The sequence below is a fragment of the Nostoc foliaceum FACHB-393 genome (assembly GCF_014698505.1).
In the GTDB taxonomy this organism is placed as follows: domain Bacteria; phylum Cyanobacteriota; class Cyanobacteriia; order Cyanobacteriales; family Nostocaceae; genus Nostoc; species Nostoc foliaceum_A.
The window spans coordinates 261,384-279,952 of sequence record NZ_JACJTD010000004.1 but is presented as its reverse complement, the minus strand read 5'-3'; the positions used below and the strand labels follow the sequence as shown (position 1 = coordinate 279,952).

The 18,569-nt window shown below is 43.6% G+C and carries 14 protein-coding genes and 1 pseudogene; 6 read left to right on the top strand and 9 right to left on the bottom strand.

What is annotated here, in order from left to right; translation table 11 throughout:
- Positions 1–192: 192 nt before the first annotated feature.
- Positions 193–837 carry an ATP phosphoribosyltransferase gene (gene hisG / locus H6G92_RS06435; protein WP_190891946.1) on the bottom strand — a complete coding sequence of 215 codons (645 nt, stop codon included), beginning with the start codon at positions 835–837 and terminating at the stop codon, positions 193–195.
- A 76-nt stretch (positions 838–913) separates the two neighbouring features.
- On the opposite strand from hisG, the gene rppA reads away from it, so the two are divergent.
- Positions 914–1,660, top strand: coding sequence for a two-component system response regulator RppA (gene rppA, locus H6G92_RS06430; protein ID WP_190892010.1), 747 nt, complete (start codon positions 914–916; stop codon positions 1,658–1,660).
- A 152-nt stretch (positions 1,661–1,812) separates the two neighbouring features.
- Here rppA and H6G92_RS06425 read toward each other — a convergent pair whose 3' ends face one another.
- Positions 1,813–2,031 carry a hypothetical protein gene (locus H6G92_RS06425; RefSeq protein WP_190891943.1) on the bottom strand — a complete coding sequence of 73 codons (219 nt, stop codon included), beginning with the start codon at positions 2,029–2,031 and terminating at the stop codon, positions 1,813–1,815.
- A gap of 195 nt (positions 2,032–2,226) precedes the next feature.
- On the opposite strand from H6G92_RS06425, the pseudogene H6G92_RS06420 reads away from it, so the two are divergent.
- Positions 2,227–2,409, top strand: a pseudogene (locus tag H6G92_RS06420) (IS200/IS605 family transposase); the annotation flags it as partial.
- A 129-nt stretch (positions 2,410–2,538) separates the two neighbouring features.
- Here H6G92_RS06420 and H6G92_RS06415 read toward each other — a convergent pair.
- The 4 genes from H6G92_RS06415 to H6G92_RS06400 form a co-directional block, all read right to left on the bottom strand.
- Positions 2,539–4,773 (bottom strand): glycoside hydrolase, encoded by a 2,235-nt coding sequence (locus tag H6G92_RS06415; protein ID WP_190891941.1) that lies wholly within the window; start codon positions 4,771–4,773, stop codon positions 2,539–2,541.
- A 78-nt stretch (positions 4,774–4,851) separates the two neighbouring features.
- A complete protein-coding gene (locus H6G92_RS06410; RefSeq protein ID WP_012408256.1) occupies positions 4,852–5,082 on the bottom strand; it encodes a NifU family protein in 231 nt (76 codons plus the stop codon).
- Between the two features lie 472 nt (positions 5,083–5,554).
- Positions 5,555–7,336, bottom strand: coding sequence for an ATP-binding protein (locus H6G92_RS06405; protein ID WP_190891939.1), 1,782 nt, complete (start codon positions 7,334–7,336; stop codon positions 5,555–5,557).
- A 172-nt stretch (positions 7,337–7,508) separates the two neighbouring features.
- On the bottom strand, positions 7,509–7,745 hold the full coding sequence (locus tag H6G92_RS06400) for a hypothetical protein (RefSeq protein ID WP_012408258.1): 237 nt from the start codon (positions 7,743–7,745) through the stop codon (positions 7,509–7,511).
- A 556-nt stretch (positions 7,746–8,301) separates the two neighbouring features.
- Between H6G92_RS06400 and lepA the strand changes: the two genes are divergently transcribed.
- From lepA to H6G92_RS06380, 4 genes are all read left to right on the top strand, one after another.
- Positions 8,302–10,113 carry a translation elongation factor 4 gene (gene lepA, locus H6G92_RS06395; protein ID WP_190891937.1) on the top strand — a complete coding sequence of 604 codons (1,812 nt, stop codon included), beginning with the start codon at positions 8,302–8,304 and terminating at the stop codon, positions 10,111–10,113.
- Positions 10,114–10,469: 356 nt separating this feature from the next.
- Positions 10,470–13,136 (top strand): PAS domain S-box protein, encoded by a 2,667-nt coding sequence (locus tag H6G92_RS06390; protein WP_190891935.1) that lies wholly within the window; start codon positions 10,470–10,472, stop codon positions 13,134–13,136.
- 230 nt (positions 13,137–13,366) lie between these two features.
- Complete coding sequence (locus H6G92_RS06385; protein ID WP_190891933.1) at positions 13,367–14,554, top strand: glycosyltransferase family 4 protein; 1,188 nt, start codon at positions 13,367–13,369, stop codon at positions 14,552–14,554.
- A 246-nt stretch (positions 14,555–14,800) separates the two neighbouring features.
- Positions 14,801–16,021: a glycosyltransferase family 4 protein gene (locus H6G92_RS06380; RefSeq protein WP_190891931.1), complete on the top strand. Its 1,221-nt coding sequence runs from the start codon at positions 14,801–14,803 to the stop codon at positions 16,019–16,021.
- Positions 16,022–16,212: 191 nt separating this feature from the next.
- On the opposite strand, the gene H6G92_RS06375 is transcribed toward H6G92_RS06380, so the two are convergent.
- From H6G92_RS06375 to H6G92_RS06365, 3 genes are all read right to left on the bottom strand, one after another.
- Complete coding sequence (locus H6G92_RS06375; protein ID WP_190891928.1) at positions 16,213–16,494, bottom strand: hypothetical protein; 282 nt, start codon at positions 16,492–16,494, stop codon at positions 16,213–16,215.
- Positions 16,487–16,720, bottom strand: coding sequence for a hypothetical protein (locus H6G92_RS06370; protein WP_190891926.1), 234 nt, complete (start codon positions 16,718–16,720; stop codon positions 16,487–16,489). Before H6G92_RS06370 ends, H6G92_RS06375 begins: the two co-directional genes overlap by 8 nt.
- A gap of 347 nt (positions 16,721–17,067) precedes the next feature.
- A complete protein-coding gene (locus tag H6G92_RS06365) occupies positions 17,068–18,513 on the bottom strand; it encodes a deoxyribodipyrimidine photo-lyase, 8-HDF type (protein ID WP_190891924.1) in 1,446 nt (481 codons plus the stop codon).
- Positions 18,514–18,569 lie beyond the last annotated feature (56 nt).

Genomic DNA, 18,569 nt, shown 5'->3' with positions numbered 1-18,569 from the left:
CAAATTTAGTCTGCATGAATGATGAGATTCAATTGTTACAGACTATTTGCTGGTCTTTAAAACCCCACCCTGTCCTGACGACATCCCTCTCCTTAGTAAGGAGAGGGACAGATTTTACTACGTAAAAGCAGGGTGAGGTTTATTTGGGCTATTCGATAAACCGTGAATTGCGTCATCTTGACAGCAATACTATTAGACTCCTACCAAAACGGCTTCTCGCAACTTGGCAATCACATCGCTGAGATTACCCGTGTTCAGGCGGTAACTCAGAGGATGAGCAATCAACCGCGCCGTGCTTTCATACAGAGTAGCAATTTCAATCAAACCATTTTCGCGCAAAGTTCGCCCTGTAGAAACCAAATCCACGATCGCTTCAGACATTCCAGTAATTGGGCCTAGTTCTACTGAACCATACAACGGCACTATTTCCACAGGTAAATCCAGACTGTGGAAATATTCACGAGCGCAATTCACATACTTGGAAGCAACTCTACCATGCGGTGGTAAATCTAAAGGCGATCGGTAAGAACTGGATGCTTTTACCGCCACCGACATCCGACAATGCCCAAACTGCAAATCCACCAAGTGGGCAACTTGCGGTTGCTTCTCCCGCAACACATCGTAACCAACAACACCCAGTTGTGCTTGACCATATTCCACATAAACCGGCACATCCTGCGCCCGCACCAACAAAGCTTTTGCAAGTCCCTTAGTGTCAGGAATTTGAAGTTGGCGAGTTCCTGAATCTAAAAAAGCACTAAAATCTAATCCCACAGATTGTAGCAGGCGGATGCTATTTTTAAGGAGTTCCCCTTTTGGCAATGCAACAGTTAGCATTCTTGTTCTTAATATCCTTGGCGTTCTGGCAGTTGAATAATATTGAGAATATCTCTATATGCTTACCACAAGCAGCATGAGAATTTTATTAGTTGATGATGAAGTTGAACTAACTGAACCCTTGAGTCGCTTATTAACTCGTGAGGGTTACACTGTGGATGCCGCTTACGATGGGACAAGTGGCAACGAACATGCACAAGCAGGCAATTATGACCTACTAATTTTAGATTGGATGCTGCCAGGAAAAACGGGGTTAGAGATTTGTCAGCAATTGCGACGCCAAGGCAAAACCACTCCCGTGCTGTTTCTCACAGCTAAAGATACTCTAGATGACCGCGTACAAGGTTTAGATGCTGGCGCTGACGACTATTTAGTTAAACCTTTCGAACTGCGGGAGTTACTAGCGAGAGTCCGTGCTCTATTGCGTCGTTCCGGTTCCCAAACCTATGAAACCACCACCGGACGTTTAACCGTCGCTGATTTAGAACTCGATTGTGAAAATCAAGTGGCCTATCGCCAAGGACGAATCATTGAACTATCGCAAAAAGAAAGCCAGCTACTTCAATACTTTATGGAACACACTGGACAACTAATGACTCATGCCCAGATTATGCAAAATTTGTGGCAAGAGGAAGAACAACCCAGTAGTAATGTAATCGCGGCATTAATTCGTTTACTGCGCCGTAAGATTGAGGTAGGTAGAGAAACTGCGCTGATTCACACAGTCTACGGCAAAGGCTATCGTTTCGGTGCTTCCTCAGTGGAGTCAACCCCTTCCCTAGGGGACGCTGCACGAACGGGGAATTCAAAATTCAAAATTTAAAATTCAAAATTACAATCCCCATAAATAATAGCAAAGAAGCAAGCTACGCGCAGCATCTCGTAATTACGAATTACGAATTATTTTAGTCTTTGCAACTTTAATTCCTGTCGAAGTTTGTTGTAGAGGGATAAATCCACAGGCATCATAATCTGTTAAATTCCCTTCCACACACCAAGCTGATTAAAAGAAGCAGCAATTTCAGGAGTCAGTTCAGCAAGAAGTTGAGAAACTTTAGTTCGCAGATGCTCCAGGTTATCAAATAGCTCCCATTTCAAGTCTTGCTTGAGATATTCCCAAACGCGCTCTATGGGGTTCAGTTCTGTTTCCCAATATTTTAGCGATGCCTTCGGCGGCAAGCTACGCACTAACACTCATTTCTTGCCCTTTAATCAGATATAGGGCTTGTATACGTTCTTTGCACCGAGACTGTTTTTGATGTCTCAGCAACTCCTCTAGTTCCTCAACACTTTCTTCAATTTCGATATGCGTTACCCCTGCCATCACATACCCTGAATGCTACTTCTTTCTATATTTACCATCTGTCGCATTCTTTTTTCAAATTGGTATTAGTAAATAACTTAAAATCAATTTCCTCCAGAAAATTTAGACAAGAATTTTCCGAACATTTAAAAGTTTTTTATAGTCAAGATGTCTTTTGGAACGGTTCTTATTTTATTGCTAGTTGTGGGGGTGTTACTGTTTCAATGCTGAAAAAGTACATTGAGAACCAACAACAGCCTGAAGATTAATATTTGTTCGTTTCCTCCATATCTTCCTCCCTTGCCTGTCAGCATTGGTCGGAAGATTGTCGTCAACTCACCCGCCATTCATCCCACGCTGCCCTATCGGGTCAGACGTGGGGCTTCTGTCGGTTCAAGCTAAGGCACTTCAATGGGAATCAAAGCATTTTCTGGCAAGTAGTTGGAAAAACGCCCTTCATCAGCAAGCACCAAAATCAGACGCAGGGGATAATCTGGCGGAACTTGCAAGTCTGCCCACGGTACTGCCAACTCTAAACAACTATTTAAAGCTACTTGAGCGCGACTGAAACGGGGATGCCATTGATGATTGTCTCCAGCTTCCCGGAATTGAATCGATTGTGTCAGCAAATTAACTTCTAGAAGATGGTGGAAAAGGTAATTCAGTGGGGCTGCATCTGGTACATCTGCCAACGGAACTGGGCTATTGACCATTGTTTTTTCTGGATAGAACCACAGCAAATTCAACTCTGCTGGAAAATCTCGCCCTGGGGCAACGCCGTTTTTAAAGTCCAGCCGCAAATAGAAATTCAGGTGATCCACCCCATACCAAAGTCGCTGGATGACACTGCTGTTGTGCATCGTCCCCCGCGCCCCGCCAATTTCTATGCGTCCAGCTTTGTCCCAGTCTTGCTCATCACCCCTACCATCGATAACAGGATGGATAAATCCTTGTGGAGTGTGGCTTCCCTGTGCTTCGTGGATTTCCACTGGTTGTTTGAGGTAGGGCGGTACAGGTTCATTTAATGCCTTGTAAATGCCAAACAAGTGTTCTCGAAACAACTGGTCAAAAATGGCATCTTGATTTGATGAGTGTCCTGCACCAAACCACCAAAACCAGTCGGAACCCTCTGCGGCATACAATGCTTCCCACGCTTCTGGGTTGTTTTCTTCCGTTGCTTCGGGATGACTTGCGAGCATTTCTCTTGCTTCTGTCAAGTAATCCCAAGCACGATTTTTGGCAGGATCGCCGATCCAAGTGGTGAAACTACCATCCACCCAAGAACCACTATGTAGTTGCCCTCCGGGAATGGTGGCTGTGGCTGGAAATTCTTCTAGAAATTCGGAGACAGTGACGAGTTTGAGGTGGGGTTCATCGCTCAAGCTTTGATATAAAGCTTCTAGGAAGGGTTTACCGTCTTGGGGATAAAATTCCCAGCAATTCTCCCCATCCAAGGCGATGGTAACTAGCCAAGGTTGTTCACTGTGACTCTCTCTTTGCATTTTAGCGATCGCTTGCAAATGTCCCACTAAGTCCGCAGCTGCTTGTTTTGCGGGCATCGCACCGTAGGTAAAGCCAATCAAATCTGATAATCTGTGGTCACGAAACACAATTGACAAATCACCCTCTGTGGTTTGCAGGCGATAGGGTCGATACAGCAATTCTGGTTGCTGTACATTCCCCGCCCCATCCCGATGAAAAAAGTGTTTCAGCGTCCATCCCAAGACGGCTTCATCTGAGCATATCCACTTAAACCCTTGGTCAATAATATGTGGAAGTATTGCCGGGCTGACTGACTGTTCCGAAGGCCACAAACCACGGGGTATCTGTCCAAAGCGGTCTTTATAAAAGTTCCAAGCTTTCCGCAAGTGGCGGGGAATGTCTTCTTCCCACTGAAATCGCTGTTTTGGTAGTGTCATATACGGCACAGCTACCCTACCAGAGTTGGTATCAGCTAGCAAGGGTAAAATCGGGTGAGTGTAAGGCGTGGTGGTAACTTCTAGCTGTCCCGCCTCCTGCATTTTTCGATGTTGGGGGATAATGCGGCTGAGAATTTCTCGCTGTTTGGAATAAATGCGCTGGCGATCGCTTAAAGTAAAATTCCGACCCTGTTTTAACCAAGCCGCAATTTCCGGGTCATCCCAAAACAGCGGATCGATCCAAGCTAGATTGTGCCAAGCTAGCAAATCACCATAATCTGGCAATTCCCAATTTGCTAAACACCAAGCTTGTCCTTTTTCCTGCCTTTGCTGGTACAACTCGGCATAGCGGGGATGAGGATCAATTAGGGTGTGGTGATTGGCATCAAAAAAGTGTTGGATAATAAATTCCCGCTGTTGCTGGGTGAGTTGTTCATCCGGTGTCAAGCTGGCTGTGAGGTAAGGATCAAAAGCAGTGCCAGCAATATAATCTTCTAGTTGCAATATCAGCGATGGTACTAAATTCACCGTTTGGTGTAATTTAGGATACCGCTCTAAGAGCAATACCAAATCCAAATAATCTTTAGTCCCATGCAAACGTACCCAAGGTAGACGGTACTGCTGACTTGGAGATAGCGAAACGCCGCTGCCAGGAGATTTGTACAGCGGCTGATGTTGATGCCAGATAAAAGCGATGTAAAGAGGATGGGACATAAGAATAGTTAGGAGTTAAGAATGAGGAGTTAGGAGTTGATTCAAAACTCATAACTCCTAACTCCTAACTCCTAACTTTTACACCACTTGTTCAATTTCTGCAATTTCAGGAATCATTTCTTTGAGGCGGCGTTCAATACCCATTCTCAGGGTCATTGCAGAACTGGGGCAAGAACCACAGGCACCTTGCAGGCGCAGTTTTACAACAGGCCCATCGAGTTCTACGAGTTCCACATTGCCGCCATCAGACATAAGATAAGGGCGCATTTCATCTAAGACTGTTTCAACGTTGTCAATTGTGAGTTCCATAGTTTTAGACCTGCTAAGTTAATGATGGGGATTGGAGAGGCAGTTGCTCCACTTGGGGTCTCCCCAAGTGGAGCAACTACCGTCATGGGGAATGGGGCATTGGGCATAGGGCATTGAATAATAATGATCCCTGTACCCTATGCGCGGTTACTCATTAACCATTATCCAAAATTTTGTTTTTCAGCTTTGTTAAATCGATCCTAAATCTAATTGCCGCTAGATTGTCAGATGTCAGTTTTTAACGACTTTTGACTAAACCATTGCTGGTTTTAGCAACTTGATATTAGATTAGCTGAACAATTTGTCTTGCAAGCCCTCCTACTCTACTTTAGCCTTTAAAGTACTGAAGAGAATGCAGGGAGAAGGACAAGGAAGGTTTTTTCTTAATACCCCATGCCCAATATGCTTATTAAATAATAATTTCTCAAAAAATTTAAAACTCAAAACCCAGTATTGGTAATGTTCCAGATGACTAATGACCAATGACTAACTCAGCACTGTTTGTTGAGTCGCTATCACTAGATGAAACCATGACTGGTTGTTGATATAGTGGCACAGTGAATGTGACTGTTGAGCCAAGACCTTCGCCCAGACTATAAAAATGTACCTCGCCGCCCATTGCCTCCACTAGCTTTTGGGATATTGCCAGTCCTAAACCTGTACCGCCATACTGGCGAGTGCGGGAGCCATCTACCTGAGAGAATAATTGAAACAGTTTATCTTGTTTGTCTAAGGAAACACCGATGCCAGTGTCTGCCACACGTACTCTCACCATGCCAGGAAATTCCTGACCTTGAAAGTTCGGCTTCGCTTTTTTGAGTACTAAATCGGCGCTGACGGTGACACCGCCCTCATGGGTAAATTTGATGGCGTTACCTACCAAATTAAGCATCACTTGTAGCAACCGTTGGTAGTTGCTTTGGACAATAATTTCATCGGAGATAGCAGGCATTTGCATCCGAAAGCTGAGGTTTCTCGTTTCTGCTTGGGGACGCATGAAACTTTCTACAGCACTGAATAGCTCATCTAGCTTGACTGGAGCATAAGCTAATTCCATTTTGCCAGCTTCGATTTTAGCAATGTCCAAAATATCGTTAATGATATTCAGCAGATGTATCGATAAGTGGTGAGCTTCTGCCAAAAATTGGTTTTGTTCTTCTGGGTCATCTGCCATCCCTTCTAAAATCAGCTTCAAGAAGCCAATCATGCCGTTGAGGGGGGTACGAATTTCATGGGATACATTAGCTAGAAACTCGCTTTTGAGGCGGGAAGCTTCTTCGGCTTTTTGACGCGCTGATTCTAATTCTTTATATAAAGTAGCATGTGCGATCGCAGTTCCCAATTGATCTGCTGCTTCTTTTGCCAGTTCTAATTCCGATTCTGTTAATGTGTAACATTCATCCTGCCAACTCAAGGCAACCAATCCATTGGCTTGGTCTTGATAGCAAGTCGCAATTACCAAAGTTTTCTGCCGCCCAGCCTCTGTGTATCCAGACACTTCCATGACAACTGGTTCTAGGGTTGCCAAGACTTGAGCAAAGGCAGGTTCAGAAGCTATATCTATTTCTGAGCCTAGCATTGATTTGAGTTCTGGCTGGCGATACTCAGCCTTCACCCCCACTTTTGAGCTAGAGGGCTGATAAGGACAAATAATACAGCGCTCTAACCGCAGTGCTTTCCCCAAACTGTCAACTGTTTGCTGCCAAATAATATCTAAATCCAATGTCCGGCGAATATTTCTGGTAATCCGATTTACCAGTTTTTGGTGTTGCTGTGAACGTATTGCCAACTCTATTTGTGTGGGCGTTTTTGATGCCACACGCACTTGTTTTTTGTTGAGTGTCGCTTGCACTAAGCGTCCCATCACTAAAACTGTAGTGGCAGTCGTTCCCAAGCTTGGCATAATCGGACTAATCACTAAGTCCAACTCAAATAATTCCTGGTGGTAGCTAAACCAACACTGAAACCTTTCTGGCACCAAACTGGTCAAAATTCGGTGCAATCGTTCCAAATAAGTAACCTTATCCACCGGGACAAAGGTTTGGGTCTGGTTCAGCTCGTCAACTATTTTTTCAGTATTGAACCCCAGGAGTTCGCTGTGCTGCCAATAAAAGGTCAGATAGCGCCCTGCCCCATCTTGCGTATAGACCAACTCGGCTCCTAGAGTTGGTAATGAGCCATCAGTCTTACTGGTAATAGATTCCAGATTTTGGGAAAATACATTTGGCAATTGGGAATTGGCAGTAATAGTCATTAATTGAGTTGGATAAACAAAGGGTATCCGACCGTAATTTTACTAAAGCTGCTCAAATTTTTGCATAAATTTTTACAGCTTTTTTGTTTTTTATTGAGTATTTCTTGGTGTTCTGAAATCCAGATTGGCAAACTTAACTTTTTTAACTTGCATTGACAGCTAATTGATAGCGTCAATCGTTCCATTCACCACGAGGAGGAACGGGGGTACGCACAGGGGTGCGCGTTAGTTCGTCATCTCTGAGGATTTCACCCCGCAACCACTGGCGAATCGCCACCTCAATCACTTTACTTGGATCATTAGTGAGATGCTGAATTTGCTCTAGTAGTTCGGAGTCCAGGCGGACAGCAATTTCTACCTTATCGGCTCGTGTGTTTTCCGCTTCGGTAGTTTTCTCTTGCATATTCATAGGTTTGATATACTCTGAATTGGTTTTGTCTAAAGCTTTGTAAAGCAGTTATATTCATAGTTTGGGCTAATTCGCTGAAAAATCTTCAAGGGCACAGTTAAATAGTTCCCCAAAATAGCACCAAAGTAACAGGCTTTAAGTTTTAAATCGCATTTTTCATATAACTGACTAGACAATGGCTTTAGAAGTTTTGCCGATAAATCAGTGATTCTGGGTAATTACGGGTGGTAATTGCCCATGAGCCCTACATGATCCCTACATGTACTTATTTACATTTATTGTACGCTCCTAGCTGATGAATACTAGCAGCAACAAATAGACTTTCATAATATTCTTAAAAGTCCACCTATTTAGATCGAAAGTTAAAGATGGGGTGAAGAGGGAAGGGGAGGCAGAGGGGCAGGGGAGCAGGGTGAAGAATAATAACTCTATAACTCCAAACTCCAAACTCCAAACTCAGCACTAAAAGCAAGCAGCGTCTTGGCTAAGAAAGCATTAAAATACATTAAGTAAATTGCTCTTTTAACTTTGGTTGCTGCTAAGGCAAAGATAGTATATGACTGACGTTCCCGCAGTTCGCATTCGCAATTTTTGTATTATTGCTCACATCGACCACGGGAAATCAACCCTCGCCGATCGCTTGCTACAAGCTACTGGCACTGTTGAAGACCGACAGATGAAGGAACAGTTCCTCGACAATATGGATTTGGAACGGGAGCGCGGCATTACAATTAAGCTGCAAGCTGCCCGGATGAACTACACAGCTAAGGATGGTCAGCAATATGTGCTGAATCTCATTGATACTCCGGGACACGTGGATTTCTCTTATGAAGTCTCCCGCTCTCTTGTTGCTTGTGAAGGAGCACTGCTGGTAGTAGATGCGTCCCAAGGTGTGGAGGCGCAAACTTTGGCGAATGTATATTTAGCCTTAGAGAATAATTTGGAAATTATCCCGGTTTTGAATAAAATTGATTTGCCTGGGGCAGAACCAGAACGGGTAATTGGCGAGATTGAAGAAATTATCGGCCTAGATTGCAGTGGTGCGATACTCGCCTCTGCTAAAGAAGGAATTGGTATTGATGAGATTTTAGAAGCAGTTGTTGAGCGGATACCACCACCGCCCAATACCATAAATGAACGCTTACGAGCGTTAATATTTGATAGCTATTACGACAGTTACCGGGGAGTAATTGTGTATTTCCGGGTGATGGATGGCACAGTGAAAAAAGGCGATCGCATCCATTTAATGGCATCCGGGAAAGAATTTGAAATTGATGAGTTAGGTGTCCTTTCTCCCACTCAAAAGCAAGTTGAAGAACTACACGCTGGCGAAGTAGGCTATTTAGGAGCGGCAATTAAAGCTGTAGCGGATGCACGGGTAGGAGACACAATTACCCTCAGTAAGGCGAAAGCTGAGTCACCCTTACCAGGTTACGCAGAAGCGAACCCGATGGTTTTTTGCGGGATGTTCCCCATTGATGCTGACCAATTTGAAGATTTGCGGGAAGCCTTAGAAAAGCTCGAACTCAACGACGCAGCGTTGCATTACGAACCAGAAACTTCTAGCGCTATGGGGTTTGGCTTCCGTTGCGGGTTTTTGGGCTTATTGCACATGGAAATTGTCCAGGAACGCCTAGAGCGGGAGTATAACCTAGATTTAATCATTACAGCCCCCTCAGTGGTTTATAAGGTGATTACCCTCAAAGGTGAGGAACTGTACATCGATAATCCTAGCCGCTTACCTTCTCCCAATGATCGCGAAAAAATTGAAGAACCCTACGTCCAAGTAGAGATGATTACGCCGGAAACTTATGTCGGCAGTTTGATGGAGTTGTCACAAAATCGCCGTGGCATCTTCAAAGATATGAAATATCTCGCCCAAGGACGAACCACACTTACTTACGAACTTCCCTTGGCGGAAGTTGTGACTGACTTTTTTGATCAAATGAAGTCGCGATCGCGCGGTTACGCTAGTATGGAATATCACATTATCGGCTACCGTGAAAATCCTCTGGTGAAGCTGGATATTATGATTAACGGCGATCCCGTAGATTCCTTGGCGATGATTGTCCATCGGGATAAAGCTTACAACGTCGGGCGGGCAATGGCAGAAAAACTCAAGGAACTAATTCCCCGCCATCAATTTAAAGTCCCAATTCAGGCATCTATTGGCAGTAAAGTTATTGCCAGCGAACACATCCCCGCCTTGCGGAAAGACGTGCTAGCCAAGTGCTACGGTGGTGACATCAGCCGGAAGAAGAAACTATTACAGAAGCAAGCAAAAGGTAAAAAGCGGATGAAATCTGTAGGTACTGTGGATGTACCACAAGAAGCCTTTATGGCAGTACTGCGCTTGGATCAAAGCTAATAAAATTCAGGAGTCAGGAGCGGAGCAAGGAAAGCTCCGCCTCCGATCAGAATTCATAATGAATTGGAGGTCGAGTGGCAGATAGCGCAGTGGTAGCAAGTCCGCGAGCATCTGCATCTGATCTTTTTAGTCCCGCACCCCAGTTTTTTTGTTATCAATTCTTCTTCAACATCCATTAATTTTAATTACAAAGGCTGTCAACAGCAGCCTTAAGTGTAGGAGTTTTAGCCTGTTACTGGCAGGTTTAGCTTTCACAAAGCAGACTGACTCACTGTTGGCTCAACTATCCTTGAGTGTGCCTCTAGTGCGGGATTTCTAACAGCAAAATATAATTTATTGTAGAAATTCAAAACATCATGAGTCGCAAGCAGGCGCAAGAAAAACTCTCTGAGGCGGAGCAAAAGTATCGCACTCTAGTAGAACAAATTCCGGGCGTTGTTTATATCTCACCGATCAATACCACAGCAAAAGAAGCTTATATTAGTCCGCAACTGCAACAATTATTAGGCATTGCCCCGGAAGATTGGAATCATGGTTTCTTGAATAGTTGGTTAGATTACACTCATCCAGACGATCGCGATCGCTATTGGCAAGCTGTAGACACTGCGATCGCTACCGGAGAGCCTTTGAACATTGAGTATCGGATGATTAGGCACGATGGCAGAACAATTTGGGTACGAAACCAAGCCAATCTTGTTCTCTGTGCCGATGGACAAACTCAGGTACTTCAGGGTTTAGTGTTTGATATTACCGAACGCAAACAGGTAGAAGCAGCACTGCAAGAAAGCGAAGCGCGTTATCGTGCCATCCTCGAAGACCAAACGGAACTGATTGCTAGATGCTTACCAGATGGCATCGTTACATTTGTTAATGAAGCTTTCTGTCGATTTTTTGGACTGAAGCGCGAAGAGATTATCACCCACCACTACGAACCTGTTGTGTTTGAGGAAGACCGGGAACGTGTGTTTAGTCTGGTAAATTCCATCAGCTTAGAAAATCCCGTTATCACCATTGAAAATCGGGTCATAGCTTGCCAAGGGGTGCGGTGGACACAGTGGGTTATTCGAGGGATATTTGATCAACAGGGTACGATTGTAGAACTTCAATCGGTTGGAAGAGATATTACTGACCGTAAACTGGTAGAACAAGCTTTAAGTGAAAATGAGCAAAAATTCCGTGCTATTTTCAATCAAACCATTCACTTTATCGGATTGCTTCAGCCGGATGGAATAGTGTTAGAAGCTAACCAAACAGCACTGGAATTTGCTGGAATTACTCGAAAAGAAGTAGTTGGTAAACCATTTTGGGAAGGAAAATGGTGGACAATTTCTCCAAAGACCCAAGCACAATTAAAAACTGCGATCGCATCTGCTGCCAATGGTGAATCGATTCGCTATGAAGTTGACGTTTTAGGTCGAGATCATCGAGTTATGACGATTGATTTCTCACTACGTCCTATACTCGATGAAACAGGGCGTGTGTCACTACTAATTTCCGAGGGGCGAGATATTAGTGAATATCAAGCCGCACTGCGCGAACGCCACAAAGCTGAAGAAGCATTGCGCTCAAGTCAAGACTTTCTACAAAAAATTGCTAATACCGTACCGCATATTTTGTATTTGTTTGACCTTTTACAAGGAACAAGCATTTATCTTAACGAGCAGAGTGTAGCAGTTTTAGGCTATTCTGCGGAGGAAATTTGTCAAGCAGATCCGCAATGGTTTATAAATTGCTTTCATCCAGATGACCAACACCTCTGCTATGACCTACCAAGTCGCTTCGTTAACCTTAGCGACAATGAAGTAATTTCCACCGAATACCGATTCCGACACAAAAATGGGGAGTGGCGTTGGCTCAATACACGAGAAGTCATCTTTGCCAGAGATGGTAGCGGTACTCCAACGCAGATTCTTGGCTCGGTAGAAGACATTAGCACTCGCAAACAAGTCGAAGGGTTACTGCGACAACAGGCGGAGGGAGAGCGGCTAATTACTGAAGTAACTCAACAGATTCGGCAATCACTGAATTTGGAGGAGGTTCTTCATACAACAGTCAACAGTATTCGACAGTGTTTGGGTTCAGATTCCGTAGCTATCTACCAGTTAGAATCTGACGGAAGTGGCAATTTTGCAGCGGAATCAGTGGGTAATGACTATCCCCAGAGATTAGAGCACATAATGCACCCATTTTCGATCAAACAAGATTTTAGCGGCTATTACCAGGGATTACCTACAGTCCTACATGATATTCAGGAGTCTAATTTTTCAGCCGATCTTTTAGAGTTATTAGAACTTTATCAGATTAAGGCCGCGATGGTAGTGCCGATCTTGAATGGGGAGCATCTGTGGGGTTTACTGATTGCTCACCAGTGCGCCGCACCTCGCTACTGGCAAGCGTTTGAAGTTAATTTATTGCAGCAGTTGGCAAGGCAAGTAGCAATCGCTATTCATCAATCAGTACTCTACCAGCAAGTACAAGCTGCCAATGAAGAACTACAAAGATTAGCTACCCTAGATGGCTTGACTCAAATAGCCAATCGCCGCCGATTTGATGAGTATCTTGAGGATGAGTGGCATCGCCTCAAACGCGAGCAAGCGCCGTTGTCTTTAATTTTGTTCGATGTCGATTTTTTTAAACGCTACAACGATACCTATGGGCATTTAGCAGGGGATGATTGTTTGCGGCAATTGGGGAGTACCCTCAAAAGTATTATTAAGCGTCCAGCCGATTTAGTAGCGCGTTACGGCGGGGAAGAATTTGCTGTCATTCTGCCTAATACAGAGATTCAAGGAGCAATCTATGTAGCTCAAACTATTCGACAAGCAGTCCGCAACTTGGCCATTCCTCATGCTCAATCTAGTGTGTGCGATCGCGTTACTGTCAGTCTAGGCGTTGTCAGCATTGTGCCAAATTCTGAAATTTCGCCGCAAGACTTGATTAATGCTGCGGACAAAGCACTTTATCTAGCCAAACAGCAAGGGCGCGATCAAGTTCATGCTGTTTGCGTCGTTATCCCTTCTTAAAGCCTAAGTTGCAAAACGAGCGCTCAATTGTTCTAATTACGAATTACGAATTAGTATTATCCTTGCTTCCTATCCCTAGCCCACAGTTGATAACCTTTGATAAGCTTTAACAAAATCACTGTTAAAAAATCTCAAAATTTTAGTAAACATACTCACTGCATTTGCCACCCTTGTATTTTTAGGTAAATGTAGTTTTTTAGATATTTGTAAAGTGTTGGGGAGTCTAGCAGATGAAGATACTGGTACTGAGTTGGGAGTTTCCGCCGAGGATTGTTGGGGGAATTGCGCGGCATGTAGCGGAGTTGTACCCAGAACTAGTAAAGCTAGGGCATGAAGTCCACCTGATTACAGCGGAGTTTGGTCAGGCATCGATGTATGAGGTGGTTGAGGGAGTAAAGGTGCATCGGGTGCCAGTGGCACATAGTAATGACTTTTTCCACTGGGTAGTCAATCTCAACCTGAGTATGGGAGATCATGGTGGGAAGTTGATTTTAGAGGAAGGGCCTTTTGATTTAATTCATGCCCATGATTGGTTGGTAGGAGATGCTGCGATCGCTCTCAAGCATAATTTTAAAATACCACTAATTGCCACAATTCACGCTACAGAATACGGACGCTATAACGGTATTCACACAGACATCCAAGGCTATATTAATGGCAAAGAAAACTTGCTAGCTTTCAACGCTTGGCGGATTATCGTCTGTAGCGACTATATGCGCCAAGAACTAGGACGAGCACTACAAAGTCCTTGGGACAAAATCGATGTCATTTATAACGGTATCCGAGCCGAAAAGAAACAACATCACGTAGATTTCCATGCTCTGGATTTTCGCCGCCAATTCGCCGCAGACGAGGAGAAAATCGTTTACTACCTCGGTCGCATGACTTACGAAAAGGGTGTACCTGTATTACTTAATGCTGCACCCAAAATACTGTCCCAAATGGGAGGTAACGTGAAATTTGTGATCGTTGGTGGTGGTAATACTGACCATCTCAAGCGCCAAGCCTGGGATTTAGGAATTTGGCATCATTGCTATTTTACGGGTTTTCTCTCCGATGAATACTTAGATAAATTCCAAACTGTCGCTGACTGTGCCGTTTTTCCTAGTCTTTACGAACCCTTTGGAATTGTAGCTTTAGAAAGCTTTGCCTCTCGTGTACCTGTAGTAGTTTCTGATACTGGTGGTTTTCCCGAAGTGGTGCAACATACCAAAACAGGCATTGTCACTTGGGTGAACAATCCCGATTCTTTAGCTTGGGGAATTTTGGAAGTGTTGAAAAATCCAGGATATCGGCAATGGCTGGTGGATAATGCTTATAAAGATTTAGAGCGACGCTTTAGCTGGCCGAAACTAGCCAAGCAAACTGAAGAAGTATATCAGCAAGTTGTACAAGAGCGATCGCAAACTGTCTGGTAAGAGACTTCTAACGAAAATCGGCGGGAATCCCATCCCTTCAAAGGGTGTTCGGGATAGCCACCCGCCGATTTAGTCATTAGTACCAATGACTAATCGGTTTCCCCACGGCAATTCAAGAAAACGAGGGAAGGCGAGAGCATGTCGGAAAGACTTGCGATGTTTTCGTAGCCGTGGGATGAGTTAAATGATGACATACAGCCTCCAATGAGGTCATGGTGTATATATCACATTTGATTCATCACTTGTATGAACATTTTAATGCTATCTTCCACCTTTCCCTACCCACCAACACGCGGGGGAACCCAAGTTAGGACATTTAATTTACTTAAATACCTGAGTCAACGGCATACTGTTACTCTTGCTACTCAACGCGAGGGTGATCTTACAGATGCAGAAATAGCAGGATTACGCGATTGTGTGGATCATCTAGCCATTTTTGAACGCCCGCCAGATTATGGAACCACCGGAATATTCCAGAAAATACAGCGATTTGGTAGATTTTTACAACAGGGGACACCACCAAGTGTATTCAACCGCTACTCACTTGAGATGCAAACTTGGATTAATAACTGGGTGGAAGCGGGAAAATGTGATGTGATTACCTGCGAACATAGCGTCAATGAAATTTATGTACAATCGCATTTTCAGAAACAGCTAAAAACCATAGTTAATGTTCATAGTTCTGTTTACGCTACCTGTCGGAACCAACTAGCAACGGGTATTTCAGAAAATTCCCTCAGAGACAAAATTAATCTCCCACTTTTGCATCGTTATGAACAAAGCTACTGTGCTAAATTTTCGGCAATTGTCGCAACAACAGAAGAAGATAAAATTCAACTACAGGAATTTAACCCTAATAGTGAAATTACAGTTATTCCCAATGGCGTAGATTTAGTTTCTTTCCCCAACCGTACCACCGATCCAGGAGGACATCGCTTAATTTTTATCGGTGCAATGGATAATTTGGCAAACATTGATGCTGTCTGCTTTTTCAGCAACCAAGTTTTGCCAGAAATTCAAAAAATTTATCCTGATACAACTTTTGATATTGTCGGTTCTCATCCGGTACCAGAAGTTTTAGCACTCGATAAAAGACCAGGAATTAATGTGATTGGGCGTGTACCTTCGATGGTAGAATATTTACATCAAGCAACCATCTGTGTTGTACCCATGCGGACTGGGTTTGGCATTAAAAATAAAACTTTAGAGGCAATGGCAGCTGGTATACCTGTAGTGGCAAGCGATCGCGGCTTAGAAGGATTAGCCGTAGATGGTTCTAGTCAATCATTACGAGCATTACGAGCGAATAAACCGACAGAGTACATCACCGCTATTAGTCAACTATTTGATCGTCCACATCTGCGTTCAGAATTGTCTCACAACGGTAGACAACTGGTAGAAACTGAATTCACTTGGGATATCGCTGGTAAAAGCTATGAACAAGTTTGTCTTGGGACTAATTCGTAATTAGCACACACAGAAAAATGCTTGCTCTAATAAAGAACCCAGCCTCAGATACCGATAAATTTTAATTGTTCTTTCTTATCGGTGTAGGACAAATCTCTGTAGAGACCTTGTAATGCAACGTCTCTACATCGGTCGTGCAAAATATCTTATCTAAATCGTATTGGTTCAGGGTTAGCTTGTGAAGAACCACGTTAATTATTCTCAAACCTAGTCGAAGCTCCTAACACAAGTAATTTCTTATGCTTATGTTTATTCTTATTTTTGAGGGTAGTCAAATAATTATCAACGTAGCGGAAAGCAGCTGCACCATCGTAATCAGCAATGGCTATAGCTTGTAAGAAAACCTTTGAAGGAATTTCAAACCCTAAAAACTTTTCTGTTAAAATTAATAAATCTTTATCGGTGGCGGGAAAAGTAGTTTCTTCTGCCTCTTCTGGATCATAGAAGATATCTTCAATTAATGTTTTATACACTTTGTACCTCCCCAAATGCATAAGATGCAAAGCCAGTGATAAAGTTTAGCTGCTGATCGCGAGTTTGTAAGTTAACTGGGAGTTCAGTACCAGGGCATCCTATCTCCCTTAATATCTCTAAACAATAAGTACTGAGTTGAGTGTATGGAGCTTGCTCCAATTCTTGAGCTACTTCTAGAGCCATCTCCAGATTGACTTGGATAACCGTCGTTACAGGGTTGGTCATAAACACGCCCTAATAAACTGGATGCTCTAAGTTTTGATCACAAGCACAAATAGCGTAACGGTGTTTTTGCGGAATTTATGAAGAGGGGAAAATAAAGTATCAGCGCATTTGCGGTAATGTATCCGAAATTATGCAAACTAGGCTGAAAGCTTGGTCATTTCCATCTAGTTGCGATCACTTGCACCAAAAGATTTTGGCATATCCCTTTGGGAATATTGCTACACGCATCTCTTGCCAAAATAAAGTATAAATACTTAAAATTTTGGTCTTGCAGACAATGACAAAATCAAGACTTCAGTCCTGACTACGAACATTTTTAAGGAAGAAACATTAAAAAACCCACAATTTTACTCACCACTACTAAGGGTTTTTTGTTGTTGATAACGCTGTTTAAACTGCTGTTGTTGGATTTTATGATCGACAATTGGGTCAGGATAGCCAACAGCATGACGTTCTAAAGGTGGAATTTTACCAGTAACTAAATATTCTGTATCTACAGATCGCAATTCTGATACCCATTGCCGAATATATTCTCCCTCTGGATCAAATTTTTGTGTTTGACTAGCTGGGTTAAAAATCCTCACAGGCTTGGGATCCATGCCGCTAGAAGCACTCCATTGCCAACCACCATTATTGGCAGATAAATCTCCATCAATCAGGTGCTGCATAAAGTATTTTTCTCCCAATTGGGGATTAATTAGCAAGTCTTTAGTGAGGAAACTGGCGACAATCATTCGACAACGGTTATGCATCCAGCCACTTTCATTCATCTGACGCATTGCTGCATCCACAATGGGGTAGCCTGTTCTCCCCTCACACCAAGCTTGGAAGTGTTCTTCGTTAGTTTCCCAAGGAAAGTTCTTAAAGGTGTCACGGAAAGCACCATCAGCTAATTCGGGGAAGTTATACATTGCATGTTGATAAAACTCCCGCCAAGCTAATTCCTGTTGCCATGTGCGAATATTAACTGCTGTTTCCTCACTGCGGCTGTTTTCCAGTGCTTCTATCGTGGCTTGCCAAACGGTGCGAATGCCAATTACGCCAAATTTCAAAGCTGCACTCAGTTGCGATGTTCCGTCCACTGCGGGGAAATTCCGCTGTTCTTGGTATTCAGTAATAGCTTTATTAGTAAATTCCTCTAGCCGTTCTTGCGCCGCCGCCTCTCCCGGTGAAATAATCAATTGTTCATCCCAAATAAATCCTAAATCTTTAGCTGAAGGTAGTGTCAAGGCTCCTGCAAGTTGAGCAATTTCTTGTTCAGCATCTGTTAACCCCTCAACATTTTGCAGAGTTTCTACTGGGTTCGCTTTCGGTTTGGTAATCCAATTTTTCCAGAAGGGGGTGTAAACCGTATAAGGTTGATTACCTCCCGTGCGGATCTCATCTGGGGAGGTAAGGATTTGATCCCAGTTTTGGTTAAGAAACTGAATGCCTTTTTCTTTGAGGGCATTTATAACGGCGCGATCACGTTCTTGCGAATAAGGTTCTACATCCCAATTCCAAAAAACAGCTTTGGCATTTATTGCCTCTGCTAAAGCTGGTATCGCTTGTACAGGATCAGCGTGGAGGATTAACAACTGGCTACCAACTTCAGCATATCTCTCTTGGAGTTTCTGCAAACAGCCAATCATATAAGTTACTCTTACAGGAGCAACATCATCTCGTTCCAGAATATGCGGATCAAGGCAAAACACGCCCACCACTTTCGGACTCTGCCGTTTTGCCGCAGCCAGCCCCGTATTGTCAGAAATGCGTAAATCGCGCCGATGCCAAAACAGAATTAAGTCAGACATTCCATGCTAGATATAGTTCACCCGTACTAGCTTAGATGCTATTGGTACCAATGAAC